This is a genomic window from Mesorhizobium sp. 1B3 (assembly GCF_050958605.1).
Taxonomy (GTDB): domain Bacteria; phylum Pseudomonadota; class Alphaproteobacteria; order Rhizobiales; family Rhizobiaceae.
Genome location: NZ_JBJHDO010000005.1, coordinates 448,362 through 471,691 on the forward strand (window position 1 = coordinate 448,362; position 23,330 = coordinate 471,691).

Below are 23,330 nucleotides of genomic sequence, written 5' to 3' on the forward strand. Positions count from 1 at the left end.
GGCTATGCATGCACGCCGGCGTCCACGGCATCGACATAGTCAAGCACTTCGTCGGCCCGGCCACTGCGCACCAGCTGCATGGCGGTTTGACCCGAAAACCCCGACAGCGGCTCGGAGCGGTACCACGCATAGGCCATCAAGTCCGACCCAAAACGCGGCTCGACCTTGTTGATGATCTCGAGCATCTCTCGCAACCGTTTCTGGGTCCTTGCGGAACGGACCCGGTCCTTGCGCTGGATCGCGTCGCGGCCAAGTCCGGCCGTACGGGCCACTTCCTCGCTGGTCGTGCGCAAAGCCTCCGCGATCTTGCGCGGTGCGAAAAAGCCGTTGTCTGCATACTGAACCAGCGCCATCTCAATTCCCGTTCGCAATTTGCCGCAAATTCTGACGGAAAATAGCGTCTTCTGGCGCGACATTCAAGATATCAAGTCGCCAGTTGGAATAAGGATGCAGAAGGGTCGTCGGACCGTCTTGATGCTTCAGTCTCCAGCCAAAATAGATTGGGTGGCAGCAGGATCATCTTCCCCTCGGTCAATCAGTTGCTGGCACCCGCTGGTCTCCGTTCAAGCAGCTTCCTTCGGCCCGCCGAATTATGGTCCCGGGCAGCGGGAGCTTGGTCAAGCAGAATGCCCGCTTCTCGCGCGGCTGCAACGAAAGCAAAACGTGCGTCGATCAACGGGCGTTGCCCGTTCAGGATTCTTAGGCACGTTTCAACTGCTATTCGGTGGTGTCGGCCTCGGCGCGGCCAGCGGACGTCCAGCAAGGCTTGTGCCGCGCTTCTTGCGCTGTTGACCGACCGGATCACTCCGAGTTCGACCTCGACGGGCTCCACCAATCGTTTGTCTGGCATGCTCGCCCTTTCCTTGTTTGGGTCAACTGAACCTTTAGGCGGACCCAATGTTCCGGCGGATGATCGCTTTGGGATTCCATATTGCCACCGCCGGAGGTTTGACCTGGTATGAGTGCGGCTGCGGCACGGGGTATCGAGGTCGGCAGGCACGCGGGCCCGGCCGACCCGGTCGGCATCGCCAATGGCATGCAAGGCCACGCAGTCGTTCAAGAACATAAAGGCGAGGGCGGTCGTGTGACGGCCAACTTTGCGTGAGGCATGCCGTTCAGTCAGCCAATATGCCCGCTCCCCGACAAAACGTCTCGAATGCGCTTCGTGCTTCTATTATCGGAATAGCCCCGTCTATAGCGCCCTGCAGCGCGTTCTTGGCCAGATCGAAGAACGGATCGCGCTTGTCGTCGGGCCAGGTTTCGAGGAACTGCACGGCATCAAGAACCGTCGTGATCTCCCGTCGTGGAAAGTCGGTCTCCTTGATCCATATGGTCGGGGTGAGTTCCATCAGAACCAACGTGCGCAGGGCGGAGAGGGTTGCAGACCCCGACATCCGTACTGTCGAGGCTGAGCAGGCCTTGCTCGGCGCGAAGCGGCATGAACTTACTCAAGAAGGATGCCGGCCTCTCGCGCGACCTCTGCGAAGGCATCGCGAGCATCAATCGTCGAACGATGGCCGTCCAAAACTTTAAGGCAAGCCTCGACCGCGTCCTCGTGCTTGCGACCACGCTCACCGGGCCAATCAACGTTCGCCAACAGTTCGGCGGCCTCCATGGTCGTCGACACTTGGCAGACGCCACCAGGTCCGAACCGAATCCGAACGGGAATAGCAAAAGGCTTGTCACTCATGACCGGGTTCCGTCAATTCGCCCACGGTCAACGCGCCTCGCCCACAGCGGTTGCATTCAAGATGATGGAGGGCGGCAGCATGACTACCGCCCCGAATGCCCCATGACGATCACACGTGCCGTGGGCTTTCCCCGGCCATGGGAGGTGGCATCGTTCCGTCTTCCACCAGAATGTTCTTCCTGCGGGCAAAGGCAACGAAAACACCTCGAGCAGTGCCTGCATCAATGTCACCGGCCAACGCGGCCTTGCAGGCGCGCATCGCCGCCTTTTGTTCCGGGCTGTTGCCACACCAGTCCAAAAGGAACTGATAGGCATCAACGACCGTATTCATCTGGCGAGGGAAGCCCAATCCGACCCACACGCGGACTGGCTTTTCAAAAGGTTTGGCAAGCATCGTGACCTCCCTGGCTTCCTGCTAAGCGGTCACCCCGCCGCCTTGTCCGGGCTTGGTGCCCGTCATCCAGGGCAGCGGCGTCGCGATATCCTCAAGGATGTTGACCGTCTGGGCGAAGCCGCAAAACGCCTGCCTGGCAGCAGACAGCGGATAATCGCCTTCGAACGCTTTCTGGCAGGCACGGCGCGCCGTTTCATAGATCACTCCACGCCGGTTTTTCGGCCATTCGTAGAGAAATTCGAGGGCGTCCTCCAGGCACGCAATCTCCTCGATAAGGTTCTTTCCCGCCTTCACAAAAACGGGGCTTTCGAACATCCGATCGCTCATCAGATCCTCCAGGTCGAACGAATTCTTGAGTTTCGGAGCGGGCCACAGCCCACAGCGGCAACGGCCCGCAATCGATATGTGATCGGTCGTTTTCGTCTTCAAGATCAGACGGATTAGGACATTGCGGAAGCGTTTGTCCCCCGCGGCATCCGTTCGGCGCCGCCTGACGTTATTGAGGCGGAGCAATCCCTGGTCGGCGCCGTCATGATAAACGTGACCGCCTTTGTGACGATCGATCGGAAGATAGGCGCAGAGGATTTCAGCGGGCGTTTGAATGCCGGCCGCTTCACTTCAGCCGGAGGCGCGTATGGTGGCTGATAAAGGCATCGGATGGCGTCGCTCGCCGATCATGGTCATGGAAAGTCGCTCGCAGGGTTGCCGCGTGCTATGGCCGCTACTCGTGGTCAGACAGCGTGTTTTCGATCGCTGCTATGTTTAGTTCAAGCTGGGCAACCCGCTGTAAGGTGCTGTTGGTCGGCAGAGCGCCGGATTTCGCCGTGGAGAGTAGCAACTCAGCCTGCTCGGCGCGCAAACGGCTGCATAGGTTCTGAAGAGCTTCGCGATCGTCATCCGTCATATGGCGGCTCATATCACGACTGTTCTCGCATGCAAGCCAGTTCGCCGGCGCGTCAATCGGGCGGAGTGGACTCCGCTCGCGTCGATCATCGGCGCGGGTTGTCGCTCAGCCGAAGTGCGGCGCCGTGCGGCCGCGGTCATCGGGTGTGATCTGCGTGGCCAGATCGGCTATTTCTTCTTCCGCCGCTTGGTCGTCACTTTGTGAATGTCCCCTTGAGCGTTGTAGGTCGTCCACTCACCGACTTGTTCGCCATTCTCGAAGTAGCCCGAACGTAATTTAGTGCCGTCCCTTCGAAACCATTCCCAGTAGCCTGTTGCAACGCCATCGAGCATCTGACCCTTAGCCCAAAGGGAGCCGTCTTTGTGATGATGTTCGTAAGGAGTGGGTTTCATCGCTAACTCCAAGGTGATCATACCGAGGGATTTCTACCCTGAAATGTAGGATGGCGCCACGACGCTGCTCGGCAAGAGCAGGCAGGGCAACGTCAAGTTGAAGCGCCTCGCCTCGCTCCCGGTCCCTAGCCTTGGACGGTCGACAGCGGTTCCGCAGACCTGACCAATATCAGCCACAGTCGAGCGGCTCCGCCAGCCCTGTAAAAAAGGCCGCCCGTCCTCACCAATTGGGGCGGAATGACTATTCCTCTTCGACCATCGAATCCGTCACCTCTCGGCCCGTATGTCGAGGGGTGATCAGTTCGGCGAGATCAAAGCCCTGCCTGCGGGCCTCCGCCAAATAATCCTGGAGCATCTCGTCCGCCAAGCTCGGCTCGCGGGAGAGGACCCAGAGGTTCTTTCGGTCGGGAGTTCCGACGAGAGACGTCTGATAGTCGGGATCGATCTTGAGGACCCAATAGTCGCCTTCAGTAAAGGGTAACCAGCGCAAACCTCTGGGCAGAAACGTGACCTTCAGCCGGGAGTTTGCTTCATCGACAGGGGTGGCTTCACCGACCGCCTGTGTCGGTTTGCCTTCCGCGTCGAAGCAGCGGTTATCAACTCGGACTTTTCCATCATCAGCGAGGGAGTAGTTGGCCGTGATATCGGTCGCGGTTTCATCCTCCCACTTCAGAGGGAGTCGGCAGATCTCGTACCAGCAGCCCAGATAACGATCGAGATCAAGACTAGGTACGGCGGCTACATCGGTCATGCCCTGGGTTTCCGTTGAACGACATCAACGTGACGCTAGCGACTGAAGTTCCGGCAGCAATCCGTCGCGCTGAACGAAGATTCCCAACGCTCAGATACGGCGAGAGGATGTAACCTCTATAACCTGCTCAACCCCCATATCATCGAGGACCTGTTAGCTACCCACGCCGAACGCCTTCGTACTGCGTGGTGGCAGCCGTCGGGAGGGAATCCGCAGCACGCGGGGTGATCGGGCCCACCGCAGCTCAAGCCCAATACGTTGCCCGAGCCCGGCGAGAGCTGTTGTCCGGCGAGCCCGATCGGTCGCGAAGCTATCTGGCGTGAGCACGGCGAGATAGGTGTTTCGATCGGACGATCACATTTGTCATCCGAGACGGTAAACCAATCCCTATCGAGACCGTTAGCCGTGTCGTCAGCCGGGCGAGCTCCACGGCAAATGATGGGCATGCATCAAGACCCATGACCGCGCTGAGCAAAAGCCAGGAGCCGGTAAGGGCCGGAACGTCGGTGCCTGTGCGGTGGTCGACAGCGGCGCGACGTCTGCCGGCGAACGATCGCGGCCGCTCTGCCCCTGCTGCCGTCGTGAGTATGACGGGAACAAATCGCCCAGCGCGTGCATTCTGCCGAGGCGAAATACTGCTAAGCGAGAGGGTATGAAATGGAAGACGCACAGATAGGTTGGATCGCCGCGATCATCATTGGCGGTATCGCCGGTTGGCTGGCAGAAATGTTCATGAAGAGCAACATGGGCGTGCTCATGAACATCGTTCTCGGCATCGTTGGTGCCGTTGTGGCCAATTTTCTTTTGGGTCTTGTGGGTATCGGTCTGGGTGGCTGGCTGGGTTACCTTATCGCCGGGTTCATTGGCGCTTGCCTGCTCATCGCCATTGGCCGCGCCGTGAGGCGCTAATCCAAGGCGGTAACCTCAACCAGCCACAGCCAGAAGGCCGCCGCTGAACACCGTGATCGCCTGAGATATCACAGCCTAAGCTGCTGGACCGACGACGCAGGCCGAATGCTCGGCAGATGCAACTTGAGCTGATGCCTGCAGTTGGTTGGCGGAAAGCGGATACCCCTGGATACACAAGGGAAATAGGGGATATCCAGTAGCCTCTCAAAATGTAGGTGGCGTGTTTACCCAGAGCACGCGGGCGGCTGTATCGCCTGGATTGTTGTAAGCGTGCGGCAGTTCGGAGTGGAAGAGAAAGGAGTCGCCTGCCGTCAGGCGGTACGTCTTATCCCCGACGTGCAGATCGATCGTCCCTTCGAGGACAAACCCCATTTCCTCACCGACATGACTGATCGCGTCGTGGCCTCCGCCTTGCGGGGCGACAATGTGAATATTGGCTTGCAGCAGTGATTTCGGCCCGAGGGGTACGACCTGCTCCAGCAATACCCCGCTTGAGTTCGGTCGCGTATTCATCTGGATACGAGGACGGCTCCCGCTGCGCACGATGAAGACGGGCTCTTCATTCCCCTGATCCGTGTCGAACAGGTTCGACACATTGATGCCCAATACCGCAACCAGCCGGTGCAGCAGCGTGAGGGAGGGTTGGACCTTGTCGCGCTCGAGCTTCGAAATGAAGCTTTCCGAACAATCGACCTGTTCGGCAACCTGCTTCATGCTCAAGCCCTTGATTTTGCGCGCATGTCGCAACCGTCCGCCGATGCGAATCTGATCAACGTCTTGGCCCACGTCTAACGATCTCCTGGTTGCCGACGCAGATGAATCGCGTCCGCGGTCGCATATGTACACGAGCTGTACTGAGAGTAAAGTCACTTGACAACAGTGCAATTGTCGGTTCTGTCTGTCATCGCTGTGGAGCCAAGACCACGTTCGGGAGGCGTTGCAGCTCGGGCCTGCCGCGGCAGGTATCTCTCGCAGTCCACAGAGCGCCTCGGCGATCGCCGGCGGGCCGAGGGGGCGAGAGGCATTTGGGGACGGGGCTCTTTTAGTGGCTCATACGTGCAGGAGCGTTGCCGGGCATGACATTGAAACTGATCGAGTCGGCTCCGCAATGGCCGAACGGCGCACGCTGCGCGGTGTGCATATCATTCGACATGGATGGCGAAACACTGGTGCATCGCCGGTTTCCGGATGTCGCGCCAAATCAGGTGGCGCTGGCCGCGCAGTTTCGCTACGAGCCTGCGGTGGCGATGCCGAGGCTGCTCAGAATCTTCGCCGCGCACGGAATCCGCCAAACCTTTTTCGTTCCAGGTTGGTGCATTGACCGCTACCCGGCGACTATCGAGCAGATACTCGCAGGTGGGCATGAGATTGCCCATCATGGCTATGCCCATGCGCGGCCGAACATGCAGACACCTGAGGCGGAAAGGGAGAGTCTCCAGGCCGGAATTGATGCGATCAAGCGGGCGACTGGCGCGCGTCCCGTGGGGTATCGCGCGCCGGCGTTCCAGCACTCGCGCCATACGGTGTCCTATCTCCTCGACGAAGGGTTCGAGTACGACTCCTCGCTCTTCGGCGATGACGTGCCCTACCTCATCGGCGATGATACGGGCGCGCTGATCGAATTGCCGACTGACATCACGCTTGACGACTGGACCAAGTTCGCATGCCTGCCTGACTTCGGCTACATGATGCCGATTGCCTCGCCGAGCGCAGCCCTTGAGATGTACAAGGCGGAGTTCGATGCTGCGTGGCGTCATCATGGCATGATGGTCACCGTCTGGCATCCGTTCTTGTCGGGCAGGCTGGCCCGTGCCGAGATCATCGACGAACTGCTGGGCTACATGCAGCAAAAGGGCGGCGTATGGTTCGCGACGCTGTCTGAAATCGCACGGCATTGCCGTGGATTGATCGACGCTGGAACCTGGAACCCGAGAACAGACCGCATCCCGTTTAGCGCCGGCCCGCTGCCTCCCGGAACGCCGGGCTGATCCCACGGTCGCTTCACCGATTTAGCTCGCAGGATTCCATTCACGAAATGTCAAATCAAGAATGCGCGGTCAACCGCGCCCGGGTATTGGGTCGACTGGAGGAAATCTCCCGGATTGGCGCGCTGGAGAATGGTGGCGTCTGCCGGCTCGCGCTTGCACCGGAGGAAACGGAGTCGCGGGCCAGACTGATCGGCTGGGCTCAAGCCTTGGGCTGTGTCGCCTACGCCGACGCCATCGGCAACCTGTTCCTTCGTTTCGGGAATGTCGGTTCTAATGAGGCCCCTGTGCTGGTCGGCTCTCACCTCGATACGCAGCCGGTAGGCGGGAATTTCGATGGCGTGCTGGGCGTCATCGCAGCGCTCGAATGCGTCGAGGTCCTGTCCAGTCAGTCCGACCGCGCGTTCTTACCTGTCGAGATTGCCATCTGGTGCAACGAGGAGGGGGCGCGGTTTAATCCGACCACTATGGGATCCGCGGTGCATGCGGGGCATTTCCCGCTGGCGGACGCGCTGGCGATCACTGATGCGGGCGGCCAATCGGTAGAGGCAGCGCTGCGGCAGGCCACCGCCAGCTTGCGTGCAGCGGGCATCAGCCTGGCGCCCCGCGAACTTGCGGCGAAGTACAGGGCATATGTGGAGCTTCATATCGAGCAGGGGCCGGTTCTTGAGAATGAAGGCTCCGCCATCGGCGTCGTCACCGATATCCAGGGGCTGGTTCAGTATAGGGTCGAAGTGTCCGGCATGGCCGGTCACGCCGGCGCCGTTCCGATGGAAGGACGCCAGGACGCTCTCACGCGTGCACGCGCCCTCATGGCCGATATCGACAAGGAACTAGCGGCTATCGATGGTTTGCGCTTCACGATCGGCCGCATTGACGTGGCGCCGGGGTCGATCAACACAATCCCCGCCAGGGCCGAATTCACACTGGATGTGCGGCATCCGGAATCCGACGTGCTGACGAGGTCTGCGGAGCAGATCGAACGCTTTCGTGGTCGAGCGCAATTCACACGGCTTATCTACCAGGCACCCATCCCATTCGATCCGGAGATCGTCAGGACCATCGAGACTGTCGCGCAGCATCGGGGGCTTGGTTCACGCCGGATCGTTTCCGGCGCGACCCATGACGCGGCTCATGTCGCGGCTCTCTGCCCCGCCGGAATGATTTTTGTCCCGTGTCGGGGGGGCATCAGCCACAACGAGAACGAATATTGTGCGCCGGATCATATCATCCACGGCACACAGGTCCTTGTTGAAACAGTGATGGCTCTGGCCGGAGAGCCGGGTCAATGACTCGCCTCGTCGTCAGCCACTACATGCCCGCCGATCACGGTACGCATGTGGATTTCATTGTCCCCTGGACGCTAAGGGTGCAAGCCGCCTGTCCGTCGCTCGAATTCGAGCTGCATTGCGAAGGGCACGAATACGGACTGCTCGAGAATCAGTTCAGCCAGGTTTCGACCGGTGTCGTCGATATCGCGCATTCACCGGCGGCTCTGCCCGCAGGCCGTTTTCCGCTGACGAATCTGATGAACATGCCGTTCCTCGTCGAAGATTCGCAGCAGGCGAGCGACCGCCTGTGGGCGGCCCACCCCCTCTATCTCGAAGAAGAGTTCAGGCCGCTCCGCGTTCTTGCGCTGCATGCCGACAGCGGCGGCGTTCTTCACATGCGTGACACGGAGATCAGGTCGCTCGACGATCTTGCGGGCAAGCGTATCCGCACTCCCGCGGGCGCGATCGCCGATGCCATTTCTGTAATTGGCGCCGAGCCCGTACACCTGCTTCCGCCTGCCATAGGCAAGGCGGCGCGGGCCGGCGAGATCGATGGCGCCATCATGGCATGGGACGTCCTCGCCTATACCCAGACGCAAGATATTTTCCGGCATCATTACGAAGATATCTTCTATGTCTCGCCGCTCTATCTGGTGATCAACCCGGACAGCCACGCCCGGCTGACCGATGAGGAGCGGCAAGCGCTACACGGCCATTCCGGCGCCGATTTGACCAGACGATTTGGCGCGTTCTGGAGATCGTGGTCTGCTCCTGGCCGGGCCCTTGCCCAGGGGAAAGGGCATAGTCTCGACCGGCTTCCATCTTCCGTGCTGTCCGGTTTGCGCACCGCGGCGGCGGCGGGCACCAAACGTCACGTTGACCGGTTGATCGGCGAAGGGCTCGGCAAGGCGCCGGACCTTATCGACATATTTTCTGGACGAAGCGAGCGCCGTTAGCGGCTCGGTCATGCAAGAAAGGGAACGCGCGATGCCGCACTATCCGACGTGGGACGAAACATTTCGAGGCAAGGTCTGGCGGACGACGCATTTTCCTCGGATCGAGGAAGACATGCCGACTTTTCTGGGAGTGCGTCACGCACTTACGGAAGAGGATATACAGGGCGCGGATGTTGTCATCATAGGCGCGCCTTTCGTTGCCGGCTGGGGACAGAAATACAGCGGGGTCGACAAGAAGGAGTGGATTTCCGCGACGCGCCGTGTGCGGCAGCAGTCGATCCGCTACCGGTCAGGCTACATCCAGGATTTCGATCTCGATGTCTTCGAACATCTCAAGGTCGTCGATTTCGGTGATGCCGATATTCCTGTCGAGACAAGCTATGACGGGCGCGCCGAAAAAATTCTCGAGGCACAGGAAGCGACGATGATCAAGGTGCGGGCAGCGCTGAAAGCTGGCGCGGTACCAATTGTCATCGGTCAGAATTCGCCTTGCGGGTCCTATGCTGTCGGGCGTCCAATCGCCGAGACATTTGAAGGCAAGGTCGGCATGGTCAGTCTCGACACCCACTGGGACGCCTGGCCTTATGATTGGGCGACCATGAGCGAACATGTCGCGGGATCCACCAACTGGAAAGACAAGCTGTACCGCGACTGCCCGAACTTCTCGATGGCGCACCTGGTAGAAATCGGCGAGCGGGGGATGCTTGAGGATCCAGCGACGATCCGGCGCTTCGTAAAGGCGGGGACGGATTTCATTCCGATGTGGCGCCTGCGCACCGAGCTCGGCATCGAAGGGACGGTCAAGGCGCTCGACAGGGCGTTCGACGGCACTAGCGCCGTATATGCGCATTTCGACATGGATGTTTTGGGCGGCGCCGGTCCGAGCGAGGGCGATATTCTGGGGGAGCTGGCCGAGCCCATTGGAATGACAGACTACGAGGCGATCCGCCTTGGCCATGAGGTGGGACTACGCGGAGCAAATGGTCTCTCGTTCATCTGTATCCCGCCCGGATCGGCCGTTACCTACCGCGTTATCGTGTATGTGATGATGTACTTCATGGCAGGGCTGGCGAAGCGCAAGATCGCTTCGCGCGGCACCTGACCAGCGGGATTTTCGGCGAGGCAGCGTCGAGCCGCCTCGCCGCGTCAAGCAGTCGCTTTCACGTCAGTCAAGTTACTTGCCTAAAATGAATGTCACTTGACTTATGCTGCATGCCGATGCAGAAGAATTGTCGCAGGCCGATGGCTGGATGAGTTTGTCCGAATGGCTGTGTCGGGGAGTGGTGACACTCGAATTGCCCGCCCATGCCTGGAAAAATGTAAGGTGAGGGGCTGCCGTGTCAGCAGATGTTCTTCTCGTCGTAAATGTCGACAGCGATCCAGATCCTGTGTCTACCTACCAGGAAGACGCGAGCGTTCTCGCCAAATACTCGCGCATGCGCGAGATAATCGGCACTCATGCCGGTGGTGCCGCCGCTTGGACGGTTCTGACGGGATCCCTTTATCGTGACCGATTTTACCAGGACCCGTTTCTTCGGTTCTGGCGAGCACTGGTCGCCGACGGGGCTGATCTGGTGCTTCACCCGGAGGAGGATCTCTATGGCCCTGGGCCAGGCACGGGACCGGATTCGTGCAGCTATTATCATACCGGCCATATGCGTGACGTGATCCTGTCGCGAGCGCGCAAGATGCGTGATGCCGGGCTTGCGCTTTCGGCGTACCGGGGCGGCTATCATGGCTTCACAACCGACATAGGTAGCCTCCTCAAGGAAGCCGGAATCGGCATCGAGCTGTCGTGCGCTCCGGGGATCGTCTGGCCGGAAAAGGCTGCAGCCTGGGGAGATGCACCACTTTCCGCCTATTATATGTCGAGCGTCCGGCAGTCCGACGTCGCGGGCGATGATGAGGTCGATCCGCTCTTCGAGATTCCCTGGGCGTGGGACGCAGTGGCGCCCGGCCTGTCTCGTCGGTTTGTGGTTGGCGAGAACTACATGATCAACGAGTTCTCCAATCTCGAAGCCATGAAGCGTGTCTGGGATTCGGTCGTGCGCCGCGCGGCGGAGCGTGGTGAGCAGCAGACCGTGTCGATGGTCTGTCATACGTACACGATGGGATTGCCCGAGTTCGAAGGGCGTCTGACTTCGATCCTCGACTATGTGCGCTCGAATGGCGGCGAGATCGTTTCTCCAACCCGCGCCAAAGCGATTTACGACGAACGTGCGTTTGGGAAGAAGCCAGAAAGGTCGGCTTCATAGGCCGAAATACCTCCCGCGAGCGACGATCGGGAGGCATAGGAAATCACAAATAACAATGGGAGAACAACATGCGTAACGAGTTCTTTACGAGCATTGCTTTGGCAGGCCTCGCTATTCTTCCCGGAGTGTCGGTTGCGGGCGAGATACCGCAATCGATCCGCGATGCCGGCAAGCTGACGCTTGCTATCAACGCGACATTTCCTCCGATGGAATATGTCGACCCGGAAACCAACACCTTCAAAGGACTGGATATCGACCTGGTCGACGCGGTCGCCGAGCGGCTCAAGCTGAAGGTGGAGCGCACCGACGGGCTGTTCAACCAGCTCATTCCCGCTCTTACCACCGGGCGAACCGATTTCATCCTCTCGGGCATGATCGACAATGAAGAGCGACGCGAGTCGATGGACTTCGTGAACTACATGAAGGCCGGCGCCCAGTTCTACGTCCTGACCGACAGCGAGTACAAGGAACCAATCGAGCTGTGCGGCAAGGCTGTCGGCACGATTCGCTCCGCAAGCTACCTTGGGATTCTCGAGCGTTGGAGCGCCGACAATTGTGTTGCGGCGGGTCTTGCCCCGATTGAGATCATCGGATCGGAGAGCTCCCCGGACGTTCGCCTGCAGCTTCGCCAGGGACGCGTCGTGGCAGGCGTCCAGGGGGGTGAAAGCATCCCCTTCACCAGCAAGCAGGAAGGTGGCGCCTATCGATTGATCGGCGATCCACTGATCACGGCCTATTACGGCGCGGCTTTCCGCAAGGAAGACTCTGCCTTCCGAGACGCGATCGCCGACGTGATTGAAGAGCTGATGGCGGACGGAACCTACAAGGCGATCTTTGAAAAGTGGGAACTTACATCACACGCGCTGCCGCACGTGATGATCAACAGTGAGCCACGTAAGTGATGAATTCGCCGCAGCGCGCTTTCGGCAATCAGGTCCCGGCGATGCCGGGACCTTTCGACAAAATCTCCGACTATCATATCGTCGCGCGCCCTCAGTTCGGGCGTTGGGTTTCCGGTACGCTGATCATCGTCATCCTGGGGATGATCGGCTACGCCTTCGCGAACGGAAAAATCGAGTGGGAGTACTTCTGGCGGTTTATGACCGTTCCAACCATCCTGGCGGGCGTGGCCAATACCGTTCTCCTCGCGATTCTCGCCATGATTGTCGGTGTCGTGCTCGGCACGATCTTCGCGATCATGCGCAGTTCCGACAATCCCATCATGCGATCTGTTGCCTTCGGCTATATCTGGCTGTTCCGGGGAACGCCCGTCCTGCTGCAGCTAATGCTCTGGTACAATTTGGCGCTCGTGTTCCCGACGGTCGGCATACCAGGCATATGGTCGATGCGCATGATCGATCTGATGAGCCCGTTCTGGGCCGCGCTTCTGGGCCTCGGTCTCAATCAGGGTGCCTATACCGCAGAGGTGATACGCGCGGGCATGCTCTCCGTTGATGCGGGGCAGTATGAAGCTGCCAAGACGATCGGGATGACGCGGCTGAAGGCCTTGCGTCGCATCGTTCTGCCGCAAGCCATGCGCGTGGTCATTCCGCCGCTCGGCAACGAATTCATTCTCCTCGTTAAGACAACGTCGCTGGCGAGCGTCATCCAGTTCTCCGAGGTTATGTACAACGCCGGAACGATTTACTACGCAAACGCACGCGTCGTGGAACTGCTGTTTGTTGCCGGTGCCTGGTATCTGATCCTGGTGTCCATCCTGACTTTGTTCCAGATCCCGCTAGAGCGGCATTTTGCAAAGGGGAGCTCGCCCAGATGACTGTCGCTGATTCAGCGCCCACGACGTCTGATAACGTGCAGCCTCTTCTGCGCATCTGCAACGTCACCAAAAAATTCCAGGACTATGTCGCGCTGGACAATGTTTCGCTCACGGTTTCCAAGGGGGAGGTGGTCTGCCTTATCGGGGGGTCGGGTTCGGGAAAGACGACGCTGCTGCGATGCATCAACCGACTGCACGACATCAATGACGGTACGATCTGGCTAGAAGGCGAGCTGGTCGGATATCGTCAGGACGGTCAGAAACTTTATCCTTTGACAGAGAAGGAGACGGTTCGGCAACGCCTCAAGACCGGCATGGTGTTCCAGCGCTTCAACCTTTTCCCGCATATGACGGCACTGCAGAACATTACTGAAGGCCCCGTGCAAGTGTTGAAGACGCCACGCCGGGACGCGGAAGCGACCGCGATGAAATTGCTCGAGCGTGTTGGTCTTGCCGCCAAGGCCGCGAGCTATCCGAGCCAACTGTCCGGTGGCCAGCAGCAGCGCGTCGCCATTGCGCGCGCGTTGGCAATGAACCCGAAGATCATGCTGTTTGACGAGCCCACATCGGCTCTTGATCCGGAATTGGTGGGAGAAGTTTTGGCGGTCATGCGCGAACTTGCCCATTCCGGCATGACGATGGTAGTGGTGACACACGAACTCGGCTTCGCCAGGGAAGTCGCCGATCGTGTCGTATTCATGGATCGAGGCGTCATTGTAGAGCAGGGTGATGCTGCGGACGTTCTTGTAGCGCCTCGCGAAGCGCGCACCCAGGCCTTCATTTCCGCTGTCATCGGTTAACGCTCGCCCTGCACACAACAGGCCCAATCGGCTCCGGTCGGGGCGTGCGCTGGTCGGGCAGGGAGCATTGCCGGTCCGCGAGCTTGTGCGGTGCGTCGCCCGCGATGTCCAAGCCGTTCATCGTGACGTGACGACGCTCGTCAACGCAGGCTCATCGATCGGACATTGCAACCACTTCGACCACGATGGGGCCCCGTTGCGTGGCCGCTGGCGTGGCTCTGATGTTGGCAAATCGCAGAATCAGAAGCTGCAGGCCGTTGGCGATGGACCTTGAGCAAAGACAACGGTGCGCCGGAAGCCGACGCTTAGCTCCGACATATTGAATGTCTAGATAGGGCCGAAAACGGACCAGCAGCTTCGATCCACAGGATGCGGAAGCAGGGAAGCGTGAGCAATGTCCATCAGCTATTGATGGACACTTGTCCGACCTGAGCGGTGCTGTGGCTATGAAACGCCGCTTGTTCCGAGCTGATAGGTCATTGTCCTCACCACATCCTGCGCGGGGCGCTTCTCACCCGCGAGCACCTCGAAATCGAGGTGGTTCTCAGGGGGAACCACTGGACAGGTGACGAAGTTCGTGAACGCGCATGGCAGCGCAACCGCGTAATTGAAGTCGATCCAGTCGATGCGGGTGTTTGTATCATCCGTGAACTGCAGCTCGATGACACGGCCGGCACCATAGGTGATGGGGCCGCTGGTCTTATCGCGAATATGCGCCACGGGCTGCACGCCTGTCGCCGTGTCTTTGCCGATCAGCACGAGGCTATAACTCTTGCCTATGTGCTCGAAAGTGAATGCGCCTATGCGCGGCGTCGATTCACGCACGCCCGCTTCCACGGTTTCGGCCTCGAAGTCGGTGAGCTCACTCGGCATATAGACGCCGGGGAGGCGCCACGCGGGGTCATAATCGAAAGCGGTGACACCGGCATTCTCCGGGCGGGTCGCCTCGCGCGGGTCGCGCACGCGCACGCCATAAAGCGATTGGCCGTCATGCTTGCTGCGCAGGATCGTCTCGACCTCGTTCACGCCAAAGTAGACCGGCACACTGTTGCCGTGGCCATAGGTCTGGTTTCGGCCCGGGATGATTTCGACGGGCGCCGTGGGATACTCGCCGTTCACCGAAAGGTTCGGTCCCGAGGCAGGCGGGGTGAACATGATCCGGCCCTCTTCAACGGACCAGGTACCGGGAAGCAGATCGAAACTGACGCCCTTGTCGTCCGCTTCCAGCCAGTACTGGGCAACCAGTGAAGTCCAGCCATACGGGCGGAACATCTTGGCGACATGAGCATAGCGCCATTCACGCCACTGGCCTTCCAAATGTTCTCTTGTGGGCATGTTGGTCTCCCTTCCGAAGGATTCAGGTGTCTGCTTGCGCATGAGAGTTCTGGTCGCTTTGAATGGCGGAGCCGGTAACCTCGTCGAGGAAGGCAAGTACGCCGCCCCAGGAGCCCTCATCGGCTTTGGCATTGCCAGAGGGCGTGCCGCCATTGGTGTAGGGTACCTTCGAGACCGGGTGCTCGCGGCTCAGCTGCGTCGACGGTACGATTGGCAGGTTGATCGCGTGGCCGGCATTGTCGAAATCGAGATGACGGACCAAGTGAGGGTGGTCGTGGCGGCGGAGCGTCGAGACCACCATGCGGGAATAGAGACTGGATGGCCATGCACGATCGTCGCGGCCCGAGATCAGCAGCACCGGTCCAGCGATGTTCTCGACCGGAATGCGCGCCCGCGCCGCCAGCGTGGTATCTTTCAGCCCCTCGAAGAAGACCGAATGGTGCCGGCTGGGCGGTGCGTCGCCGGCCCAGGGATGCCAATGCACAGCGCTGTTGTCTTGCCACAAATGCGGCAGGGAAATGCCGCCTCTGGTCCAGGTCGCGCCTTGCCAGCCGCCACGCGCCGGATCGCCGGCGCCCTGGGCGCCATGGACCATGGCCCCCGGCACAAAGGCGATCACGGCGGAGACCAGATCCGGGAAGGTAGCGCCAAGGAGGAGAGCGAGCTCGCCGCCGCGCGACTGACCGCTGACCGCAACGAAGCCGTTTTTTGGCTGGAGCTCCCGGCGCGCCCAGCGCAGGCCGGTCTCAAGATACTCGAGCGGGGTTTCGGTGATGAAGGGCGACAGGCCCGGTGCCTTGAAATAGCCGAGCGCAAAGGCCTGATATCCGCGCGAAGCAAGGAGGGCTCCGCGCGGTTCGTTGATGCCGCCGCCGGAGCCGTTGAGCACCACCACGACCGGGTGAGGGCCTTGCCCCGCCGGCGTGAACAGCGTACCCACTAGACCGTCCTCGCGGATCTCTCGCCGCTTCACACCGGCTGCAGCGAAGCGCTGGTAGAGTTCGGCCTCGGCCTGGATGCCACAAGCGGTTTCAGCTGTCAGCGTCGTCTGAAGAGGCTCCATGACGTTGTCCGTAAAGAGCTCTTGACTCGTGCTGTCGACCGGTTGCTGACCCCAAATCAGGCCCATTGCCGAGACTTCCGCATAATCGCCGCCGACGGGGGCGTCACGGGTCAGATCAACCACGCCATGCGCGTCGGCCACGAAGGTCGCCTGGCTCATCCAGATCACGCCACGCGCTCGCTGGGTGCGGGCGGAGATGGCGACGATTTCGTCGGGAGACAGCCCGGAAAGGACCATTCGGCGCGGCTCGTCTATCAGGCCGTCGATAGGATCGATCGAAAAGACAGGGCTGGAAACAGGCTTGGTCGTCATCTAGGTCACCATCTTTGCAGGCGGGTCGGTCAGCGTGGCCCTGTGTCACGACTGCCGGGTGGAGTCCCAGCTATGGAGGTCGCTGGCGTTTTGGCCGGAGCCATGCCGGTCCGCTGAAGCGAATGCGACATCATCGGCCTGTCTGGCTGGTCATGCGAGCGAGATAAGCGTCGAAACGCTGCGCAAAAACACCGTCCAGCACGGCTTCGGGCGGCACATTGCCGCCCCGCGGCCAGTGACCGCCGGCATCCATCCAGTCGCTCTTCAATCCGGCAAGCTTGGCTTGCCAGTCGACGCGTTCTTCGGCTCTGGCTGGATCGATGGCGAGGATGAACACGCCCCGGGCTTGCGGATTTCCCCGGCCCCCGCCGGCGACACCGGCCATGAGCTCGACCACGAGCCCGAGCAGCGAACCGATCTGGCCTCCGCGCGGCAGTAACGCCGCGACGTCTGCGGCGATTCTGGTCGGCAGTCCTTCGTCGTCCAGGGCGATCCCATCCGGCAATGGCGTGTCGGAAACACGAGCGTTGCGAATATCGGCCATGGTGGCTGTGCTGCTGGCGACGTCGATGACGACGCGATCGGTGCCCTGGCCCATGGCGAGGGCGAACGGGTTGGTACCGATCACCGGGCGGGTGCCGCCATGCGCCGCGACAAAAGGCGGGCCCTCGGCACCAGCGATTCCGACGAGGCTGGCATCGGCGAGATGGCGAACGAAGGGGGCGAGCCGACCGAAGCCCCTCACGCCGCGCAGGAAGACGGCGGCGATGCCGAATTGTCGGGCGGCCTCGGTCAGATCGAGCGTGGCGCCGGCGACCGCGAGCGGTGCAAAGCAGGAGGCGCAATCCAGCCAGCTTATGGCTTGCCGGCATTCGTTCGTCGGCACGGGGCCAGCATCGACCGTCCATTCATCGAGCATGGTTATGCCAAAGCGTGACAGGCCGAGCGCATCGGCCTCGATCAAAGCCGAAGCCGCGAGTTTCGCTGCCGGGCCGCCGCCCAGTGCCGCAGCCAACCGGCCTATCGCATCAGAGATCGCGATCATTCACCTGCACGCCGCGCTTCGTTGCCATTGTGGATCTCGCTTTCAGACAGGTAGCCCAACGTCATCAGACGCTCGATCAGGAACTCCCGGCTGCTCTTGATATGGGCTGCCTCGATTGCAGCGGCCTGCTCCCCATCGCCGGCTTCGATTGCATCGACGAGTGCCGTGTGCTCGTCGGAATGCTCCCCTGTTTTCACCGAGAAATCGATCGCGAAACGCAGGAGGCGTTCGAGCTCGTCGAACAGGCTTTCCGAGAGAGCGACGACGCGCTTGTTGCGGCTGCAGCGGGCGATGGCGATGTGAAAGCGGCGCGCAACCTGTTGCATAGTGCCGACATCGAGCGGAGCGGCGTACTCCGAGACAATCTCACGCAGCGCGGCAACATCGGCCGCCGTCGCGTAGCGTGCCGCCTGCCGCGCCGCATGCGGTCCGATCGCCGCGCGCAGATCGAGGATTTCGTGCACGGCCTGGAAGGTGATGGCGGTGACGCGATAGCCGCTGCGCGGAAGAATCGTAACCAGCCCGTCGGCGGCGAGCTTCTGCATGGCATCGCGCACCGGCGTCTTCGAAACCTCGTATTGACGGGCAATGGAGGCTGCGTCGATCGTCGTCCCCGGCGCGATCTCGCACCGCATGATCTCCTGGCGGAGCGCCAGGTAGATGCGCTCCGAAACAGATGCATGGGTGTTAGCTGGGCTGGCATCCACGGTCATGAGCTGGTCCTCAGCTCCTCAATGCTTCGCCCAGGGCACGAAACGCCGCTCCAGCGCTTCAAGCGCGAGGATGGTGAGATAGCCCATAACCGAAATCACCACGATGCCGACGAACATCCGCGACACGGCGAATGTCTGCCACGATGCCCAGATGAAAAAGCCGACGCCGCTGCGGGCACCGAGAAACTCCGCCGCCGCGATGATGATGTAGGATGATCCGGCCGCGAGTTTCAGCCCGGTGAAGATGCTCGGCAGCGCCGATGGCAGCGCGATACGGCGGAAGGTCTGGAACCTCGTCGCTCCCGCGTTGCGCGCGACGTCGAGATAGATCCGCGGGATCTGCATCACGCCGCCAAGCGTGTTGTAGAACATGAGGAAAAATACGCCGATTGCGATGACCACGAACTTCGACGCATCGCCGACGCCGAAGATCAGCAGGATAAGCGGCAGGATGGCGATCTTCGGCACCGGATAGAGCGCGGCGAAGATCGGCCCCAGGACACGCCTTGCAGGCGCGGAGAGACCGAGGACGAGGCCAAGTAGCACCCCGGGTATCGCGCCTATGGCATAGCCGACCCATACGCGGCGCAAAGTCGCCCCGATGTGCTCGAAAAGCTCCAGGCTGACGATCATCTGCCAGGCGGTACCCGCGATGGCGCTCGGCGGCGGGAAGAAACGGCGGTCGATCAGCGCGGCCTGTGCCGCCACTTCCCAGATCAGGAGGAGCAGAAGCGGACTGAAGTAGGAAAGGGTGCGATAGATGTTGTCGCGGCGCGCGGGCGCCTTCAGGCGCTCGATCTCTTCCGGCGAGAGAGCAGGATGGGCAATCGTCATCTCAACGCTCCGGTGACGCGGCCAGCAGCCGCCAGACCTCGTAGGTAAGGTCCCAGAACCGCTTGTCGCGGCGCATTTCCACCACGTCGCGGGGACGCTCGAAGGGAACCGCCAGATCGGCGACGATGGTGCCGGGACGCGGCGACATGACCAGCACCCGGTCTGCCAGCGTCAGTGCTTCGTCTACGCTGTGCGTGATGAAGACGACGGTCTTGCCGGTACGCTCCCAGATGCCGAGCAGTTCCTGCTGCAGCGTGAGGCGCGTCTGCTCGTCGAGCGCGCCGAAGGGCTCATCCATCAGAAGGACGTCGCGGTCGTCGACCAGCGCACGTGCCACCGAGACGCGCTGCTTCATGCCGCCTGAAAGCTGATGCGGACGCGCGTCGGCGAATTCGGTCAGGCCCGTCAGCGCCAGCAACTCGCCGACGCGCTCGCGCTGCTTCTGCTTGGGTACGCCCTTGAGACTGAGCGGAAAGGCGACGTTCTGCGCCACTGTCAGCCAGGGAAGCACGGACGCTTCTTGGAACACCATCGCCGGCGGCGCCGTGCTGTCGATGCGCACCTCCCCGCTCAGCAGCTGCTCCAGGCCCGCAAGGATCCGCAGCACTGTCGTCTTGCCGCAGCCGCTGGGGCCCACGATGCAGACGAACTCGCCGCGCCTGACCGTGAAGTTCACATCGGTCGTCGCGAGCGTGATGCGATCGCCGGAAACGTCGTAGAACGCCTTGACGAGATTACGCACCTCGATCACGGAGGCGGCATCGGCTGGAACCGAGCTCCGGCCGATCTGTGAGGCGGCCACGTTCATTGCTTTGCGAGGAGGGCGTTTGCCTTCTCCAGGAGATCGGTCCGATAGACGGAGTCGATGTCGATCGAACCGTCATATTCGAGCGCGCCGCGCGCGCGGAAGAACTCCTCCTGCTCGCGAACCGAGGCTAGGTCGATGGAACCGTCTTCCGAGCGAACGGTGTAGGCTATGCCCTTGAGCGTCTCCTTTTCGGTACCCGTGTACTTGGAAACGATCTGCAGGATGTTGTCGTCCTGCCAGCCGCCATTGTCGAGCTGGCGCGCGGCCTTCAGAAAGGCGGCCAGGAAGTTGACGACGGCGCCCTCATTCTGCTTCGCGAACTCGTTGTTGAAGGCGATGAAGCCCAGTTCGGTGCCGAAGGTGTGGTCTTCCACGAGCCGGCGCCCGAGACCTTCCTTCTCGAGCTGCAACGCGAAAGGCTCGATGCTCCAGCCTGCTTCGAGCCCGCCATTGGCGAAGGCAGCCGCGGTCGCCGGCGGCGGCAGGTAGACCGCCTCGACGTCGTCGACGGTCAGCCCACCCTTCTCCAGGGCCTTGGCAACCGAGTACAGGCCGAATCCGCCCGGTCCCGGAATGCCGACGCGCTTGCCCTTGAGGTCCTTGACCTCGCGGATGCCGGCCTGCCAAGCCTGCTCCGATACCATGAAAGGCGATGGCGACGGTACGGTGTCGGGCATCTTGGCCAGCGTGCCGACGATCGTCACGGTCGCTCCACTGTTGATGGAGTTGAACAGCCCCGCGCCCCAGGTTGCCGCACCCGACACGATATTGCCGGAGGCCAGCATCTGGATAGTTTCCGCGGTGCCGCCTTTCGGCGAAAGCGTCACGTCCAGGCCGAATTCGTCGAAGTAACCCAACTCTTCCGCAACGAAGAACGGCGCATAGTCCGCGAAGGGCGAATAGAGGAACTCGATCTTCGACTTTTCTTGTGCCCAACTCGGCAGAGCGAATGAGGGTGCCAAAGCGGCGGCAGCCGCGGCAGCCATGAGATCACGACGATTGATTGAAGACATGCGCGACACTCCTCCTGCGCCATGCGGCTTTCCGGGCCGGCACCTGACGGTCTCGTCACTCCCGTGAAGCGAAGACTGCGCCGCGGGTGAGCCGACCATCTAACCTGAAATGACTACTTACAGCTGATGTATCAGCAGCGCAATCTGATATTTCCATCGGATCGACTAATGCGCGGCACGCGGTCGGAGCTCTGTGAGGCGGTACGAAGGATGCGCGACCACTGCCCATTGATGCGCGAGAAGACCCGGCCTCGTAATTCTGGCGACAAATCTTCCGCATTCTCGGCTGGGATTCGATGCTACTGGCCGGAGCACCGGCCAACACAAAAATCTGTAACTTCCGCTACGGAGGCGATGAAACACTTGATCGCCGCTACGAATCGCCTGACATTTCGAGCGGGCCGTGCAGCCTGCCGCTCGCTCCTCTTGGAATGGTGAATGCACAATCGTCATGGTTTGACCCCGGTGGGCGGCCGTCAGCAACGCGAGCACTGACACTGATTTCGCCCCAGAAAGGGATTGAACCATGGGTACTCTTGCTCGTTCGAAATCTATGGCCAAAGCCTTGCGGAAGGCTTTGGACGAACAGCAGATAGAATTGTCACACAGCGCCTGCCTCGAGATCGTCGCTCGCCAGCTTGGCTTTTCTGATTGGAATGTTCTGAAGGCGGCATGCGACGAAGAGATGTCGCTGACGTTGACGATTTTTGTCGAGCATGGCCGCCAGCAGGAAGCCGCATTGTTTTTCGAGGCGGCATTGGGCGCTGTGCAGACACAGGCCCATCATCTTCGAGATGGTGAATTGATGGCCCTGGACATGCGGATCGGTGATCGGACGATCTCCATTTGCGGCTCGAATCCTCACCGCGAAGCCGAGCCATCACGCGGCGGTCCCTTCTTTCTGAAAGAGAAAGGTTCAGGGAGCACGATTTTTCGGCTGGATGTGCGGGATGCAGCGGTCGTGTTAAAGAGGGCTGTTGCTGCCGGAGCCACCATTCGCAATGCGCCCGAGCTTGCCGATAACGGCCATCGGGTTGCAGCATTCTTCGATCCGTTCGGGCACATTTGGGGCTTGCACGAAAAGAGCGCCGCAATGAATCGACAAGCTGCATAAGACCGGTCGACGTTTGTCGCATTCGGCCGCAAACTCCGTATTTTGCGGCCGACTGCTGCGATTTAAAAAGGCAGCCAATCTGTCCGTCAGGATTTCCGCGACCGAGAGGATACCTTGTCGTCTCCTCCAAAGTCTCGGTCTCTATGTCCATCATTCTCAGCTATGCGCAATCCAGTCCAATATCGAGGATGGGGGCGCTGTGGGTGAGCCAGCCGATCGAGATGAGGTCGACGCCGGTCGACGCGATAGCAGGCGCGGTTTCCGGCGTCACGCGACCCGAGGCTTCCGTCATCGCGCGCCCTCCCACCATCGCCACCGCCTGAGCGAGTTGGTCAAGTGACATGTTGTCCAGGAGCACCGCATCGACCCCAGCTGCGAGCGCGATGTCCAACTGATCGAGCGTGTCGACCTCCACCTCGATCCTGACCATATGGCCTACGCTGTCCCGCGCGCGCTCGATGGCGGTGCGAATGTCGCCGGCAATCGCGATATGATTGTCCTTGATGAGCACGGCATCATCGAGCCCGAAGCGATGATTGCCGCCGCCACCGGCACGTACAGCATATTTCTCCAGCGCGCGCAGGCCGGGCGTCGTCTTTCGCGTGCATACGATCCTTGCCTTGTGACCGTGGATGGCTTCGACGACCTGCGCCGTGGTGGTGGCGATACCGCTGAGATGGCAAAGAAAATTAAGCGCCGTTCGCTCGGCCGTGAGCAAGGCGCGGGCGGGCCCGCGAACCGTCGCGATAATCTCGCCAGGGGAAACCCCGCTGCCGTCCGGACGAGCCACGGTGATCACCGTGGCCGGATCGATGATCCGGAACGCAAGCGCGGCGATATCGAGGCCGGCGACCACACCGGCCTGTCGCGCCGCAAGCATCATCGTTGCGCTGGCATCAACCGGAACGATTGCGTTGGTGGTCAGGTCGCCGGCACGGCCGAGATCCTCCAGCAACGCGGTGCGCACGAGCGGCTCGAACATGATTGGCGGCAATGGCGTTGAAGTCAT

Annotated in this window: 29 protein-coding genes; 11 read left to right on the forward strand and 18 right to left on the reverse strand. The window is 60.9% G+C overall.

The genetic code is table 11. The features are described from left to right. Positions 1 to 2: 2 nt before the first annotated feature. The 6 genes from ACCO56_RS16810 to ACCO56_RS16835 all read right to left on the reverse strand — a co-directional run bounded on the left by ACCO56_RS16810 (position 3) and on the right by ACCO56_RS16835 (position 2,411). Positions 3 to 353, reverse strand: a complete 351-nt coding sequence (locus tag ACCO56_RS16810; RefSeq protein WP_433641927.1) for an MbcA/ParS/Xre antitoxin family protein — start codon at positions 351 to 353, stop codon at positions 3 to 5. A 182-nt stretch (positions 354 to 535) separates the two neighbouring features. After that, entirely contained in the window at positions 536 to 1,066 is a 531-nt protein-coding gene (locus ACCO56_RS16815) for a DUF982 domain-containing protein (protein ID WP_433641928.1), read from the reverse strand. Between the two features lie 49 nt (positions 1,067 to 1,115). Continuing rightward, the gene (locus ACCO56_RS16820; protein ID WP_433641929.1) at positions 1,116 to 1,394 is read right to left on the reverse strand and encodes a DUF982 domain-containing protein; all 279 of its coding nucleotides are present in this window, start codon (positions 1,392 to 1,394) and stop codon (positions 1,116 to 1,118) included. Positions 1,395 to 1,444: 50 nt separating this feature from the next. Next, positions 1,445 to 1,690, reverse strand: a complete 246-nt coding sequence (locus tag ACCO56_RS16825; RefSeq protein WP_433641930.1) for a DUF982 domain-containing protein — start codon at positions 1,688 to 1,690, stop codon at positions 1,445 to 1,447. Positions 1,691 to 1,799: 109 nt separating this feature from the next. Continuing rightward, positions 1,800 to 2,084, reverse strand: coding sequence for a DUF982 domain-containing protein (locus ACCO56_RS16830; protein ID WP_433641932.1), 285 nt, complete (start codon positions 2,082 to 2,084; stop codon positions 1,800 to 1,802). Between the two features lie 21 nt (positions 2,085 to 2,105). Beyond that, positions 2,106 to 2,411, reverse strand: a complete 306-nt coding sequence (locus tag ACCO56_RS16835) for a DUF982 domain-containing protein (protein WP_433641933.1) — start codon at positions 2,409 to 2,411, stop codon at positions 2,106 to 2,108. Between the two features lie 171 nt (positions 2,412 to 2,582). Between ACCO56_RS16835 and ACCO56_RS16840 the strand changes: the two genes are divergently transcribed. Further along, entirely contained in the window at positions 2,583 to 2,729 is a 147-nt protein-coding gene (locus ACCO56_RS16840) for a hypothetical protein (protein ID WP_433642028.1), read from the forward strand. Between the two features lie 76 nt (positions 2,730 to 2,805). Here the strand turns inward: ACCO56_RS16840 and ACCO56_RS16845 are convergent, their stop codons facing one another. The 3 genes from ACCO56_RS16845 to ACCO56_RS16855 form a co-directional block, all read right to left on the reverse strand. After that, positions 2,806 to 2,988, reverse strand: coding sequence for a hypothetical protein (locus ACCO56_RS16845; RefSeq protein WP_433641934.1), 183 nt, complete (start codon positions 2,986 to 2,988; stop codon positions 2,806 to 2,808). A 167-nt stretch (positions 2,989 to 3,155) separates the two neighbouring features. Further along, a complete protein-coding gene (locus ACCO56_RS16850) occupies positions 3,156 to 3,380 on the reverse strand; it encodes a toxin-antitoxin system YwqK family antitoxin (RefSeq protein ID WP_433641935.1) in 225 nt (74 codons plus the stop codon). 241 nt (positions 3,381 to 3,621) lie between these two features. Next, positions 3,622 to 4,131, reverse strand: coding sequence for a lipocalin family protein (locus ACCO56_RS16855; RefSeq protein ID WP_433641936.1), 510 nt, complete (start codon positions 4,129 to 4,131; stop codon positions 3,622 to 3,624). A gap of 657 nt (positions 4,132 to 4,788) precedes the next feature. On the opposite strand from ACCO56_RS16855, the gene ACCO56_RS16860 reads away from it, so the two are divergent. Further along, positions 4,789 to 5,040, forward strand: a complete 252-nt coding sequence (locus tag ACCO56_RS16860; protein ID WP_433641937.1) for a GlsB/YeaQ/YmgE family stress response membrane protein — start codon at positions 4,789 to 4,791, stop codon at positions 5,038 to 5,040. Between the two features lie 204 nt (positions 5,041 to 5,244). On the opposite strand, the gene ACCO56_RS16865 is transcribed toward ACCO56_RS16860, so the two are convergent. Next, on the reverse strand, positions 5,245 to 5,826 hold the full coding sequence (locus ACCO56_RS16865) for a cupin domain-containing protein (RefSeq protein WP_433641938.1): 582 nt from the start codon (positions 5,824 to 5,826) through the stop codon (positions 5,245 to 5,247). 290 nt (positions 5,827 to 6,116) lie between these two features. On the opposite strand from ACCO56_RS16865, the gene ACCO56_RS16870 reads away from it, so the two are divergent. From ACCO56_RS16870 to ACCO56_RS16905, 8 genes are all read left to right on the forward strand, one after another. Next, on the forward strand, positions 6,117 to 7,028 hold the full coding sequence (locus ACCO56_RS16870; protein ID WP_433641939.1) for a polysaccharide deacetylase family protein: 912 nt from the start codon (positions 6,117 to 6,119) through the stop codon (positions 7,026 to 7,028). A 47-nt stretch (positions 7,029 to 7,075) separates the two neighbouring features. Continuing rightward, on the forward strand, positions 7,076 to 8,317 hold the full coding sequence (locus tag ACCO56_RS16875) for a Zn-dependent hydrolase (RefSeq protein WP_433641940.1): 1,242 nt from the start codon (positions 7,076 to 7,078) through the stop codon (positions 8,315 to 8,317). Further along, positions 8,314 to 9,252, forward strand: a complete 939-nt coding sequence (locus tag ACCO56_RS16880; protein WP_433641941.1) for a hypothetical protein — start codon at positions 8,314 to 8,316, stop codon at positions 9,250 to 9,252. The genes ACCO56_RS16875 and ACCO56_RS16880 overlap by 4 nt, the downstream gene beginning before the upstream one ends. A gap of 31 nt (positions 9,253 to 9,283) precedes the next feature. Further along, positions 9,284 to 10,354: an arginase family protein gene (locus ACCO56_RS16885; RefSeq protein WP_433641942.1), complete on the forward strand. Its 1,071-nt coding sequence runs from the start codon at positions 9,284 to 9,286 to the stop codon at positions 10,352 to 10,354. Positions 10,355 to 10,589: 235 nt separating this feature from the next. Then, positions 10,590 to 11,507: a hypothetical protein gene (locus tag ACCO56_RS16890; RefSeq protein WP_433641943.1), complete on the forward strand. Its 918-nt coding sequence runs from the start codon at positions 10,590 to 10,592 to the stop codon at positions 11,505 to 11,507. 68 nt (positions 11,508 to 11,575) lie between these two features. After that, positions 11,576 to 12,409: an ABC transporter substrate-binding protein gene (locus ACCO56_RS16895; protein WP_433641944.1), complete on the forward strand. Its 834-nt coding sequence runs from the start codon at positions 11,576 to 11,578 to the stop codon at positions 12,407 to 12,409. Then, positions 12,409 to 13,284 carry an amino acid ABC transporter permease gene (locus ACCO56_RS16900; RefSeq protein ID WP_433641945.1) on the forward strand — a complete coding sequence of 292 codons (876 nt, stop codon included), beginning with the start codon at positions 12,409 to 12,411 and terminating at the stop codon, positions 13,282 to 13,284. The genes ACCO56_RS16895 and ACCO56_RS16900 overlap by 1 nt, the downstream gene beginning before the upstream one ends. Then, positions 13,281 to 14,084, forward strand: coding sequence for an amino acid ABC transporter ATP-binding protein (locus ACCO56_RS16905; protein ID WP_433641946.1), 804 nt, complete (start codon positions 13,281 to 13,283; stop codon positions 14,082 to 14,084). The genes ACCO56_RS16900 and ACCO56_RS16905 overlap by 4 nt, the downstream gene beginning before the upstream one ends. A 444-nt stretch (positions 14,085 to 14,528) precedes the next feature. On the opposite strand, the gene ACCO56_RS16910 is transcribed toward ACCO56_RS16905, so the two are convergent. The 7 genes from ACCO56_RS16910 to ACCO56_RS16940 all read right to left on the reverse strand — a co-directional run bounded on the left by ACCO56_RS16910 (position 14,529) and on the right by ACCO56_RS16940 (position 21,207). Next, the gene (locus ACCO56_RS16910) at positions 14,529 to 15,461 is read right to left on the reverse strand and encodes a DUF1684 domain-containing protein (RefSeq protein ID WP_433641947.1); all 933 of its coding nucleotides are present in this window, start codon (positions 15,459 to 15,461) and stop codon (positions 14,529 to 14,531) included. Then, complete coding sequence (locus ACCO56_RS16915; protein ID WP_433641948.1) at positions 15,442 to 16,794, reverse strand: acyl-CoA thioesterase/BAAT N-terminal domain-containing protein; 1,353 nt, start codon at positions 16,792 to 16,794, stop codon at positions 15,442 to 15,444. The genes ACCO56_RS16910 and ACCO56_RS16915 overlap by 20 nt, the downstream gene beginning before the upstream one ends. Positions 16,795 to 16,924: 130 nt before the next feature. Beyond that, positions 16,925 to 17,839, reverse strand: a complete 915-nt coding sequence (locus ACCO56_RS16920) for an Ldh family oxidoreductase (protein ID WP_433641949.1) — start codon at positions 17,837 to 17,839, stop codon at positions 16,925 to 16,927. Further along, positions 17,836 to 18,552, reverse strand: coding sequence for a GntR family transcriptional regulator (locus ACCO56_RS16925; RefSeq protein ID WP_433641951.1), 717 nt, complete (start codon positions 18,550 to 18,552; stop codon positions 17,836 to 17,838). The genes ACCO56_RS16920 and ACCO56_RS16925 overlap by 4 nt, the downstream gene beginning before the upstream one ends. An 18-nt stretch (positions 18,553 to 18,570) precedes the next feature. Then, positions 18,571 to 19,386: an ABC transporter permease gene (locus tag ACCO56_RS16930; RefSeq protein ID WP_433641952.1), complete on the reverse strand. Its 816-nt coding sequence runs from the start codon at positions 19,384 to 19,386 to the stop codon at positions 18,571 to 18,573. A 1-nt stretch (position 19,387) separates the two neighbouring features. Next, positions 19,388 to 20,194, reverse strand: coding sequence for an ABC transporter ATP-binding protein (locus ACCO56_RS16935; protein WP_433641953.1), 807 nt, complete (start codon positions 20,192 to 20,194; stop codon positions 19,388 to 19,390). Further along, the gene (locus tag ACCO56_RS16940; protein ID WP_433641955.1) at positions 20,191 to 21,207 is read right to left on the reverse strand and encodes an ABC transporter substrate-binding protein; all 1,017 of its coding nucleotides are present in this window, start codon (positions 21,205 to 21,207) and stop codon (positions 20,191 to 20,193) included. Before ACCO56_RS16940 ends, ACCO56_RS16935 begins: the two co-directional genes overlap by 4 nt. Before the next feature lie 526 nt (positions 21,208 to 21,733). On the opposite strand from ACCO56_RS16940, the gene ACCO56_RS16945 reads away from it, so the two are divergent. Next, entirely contained in the window at positions 21,734 to 22,321 is a 588-nt protein-coding gene (locus tag ACCO56_RS16945; protein ID WP_433641956.1) for a glyoxalase superfamily protein, read from the forward strand. A 160-nt stretch (positions 22,322 to 22,481) separates the two neighbouring features. Here the strand turns inward: ACCO56_RS16945 and nadC are convergent, their stop codons facing one another. Beyond that, positions 22,482 to 23,330, reverse strand: coding sequence for a carboxylating nicotinate-nucleotide diphosphorylase (gene nadC, locus ACCO56_RS16950; RefSeq protein WP_433641957.1), 849 nt, complete (start codon positions 23,328 to 23,330; stop codon positions 22,482 to 22,484).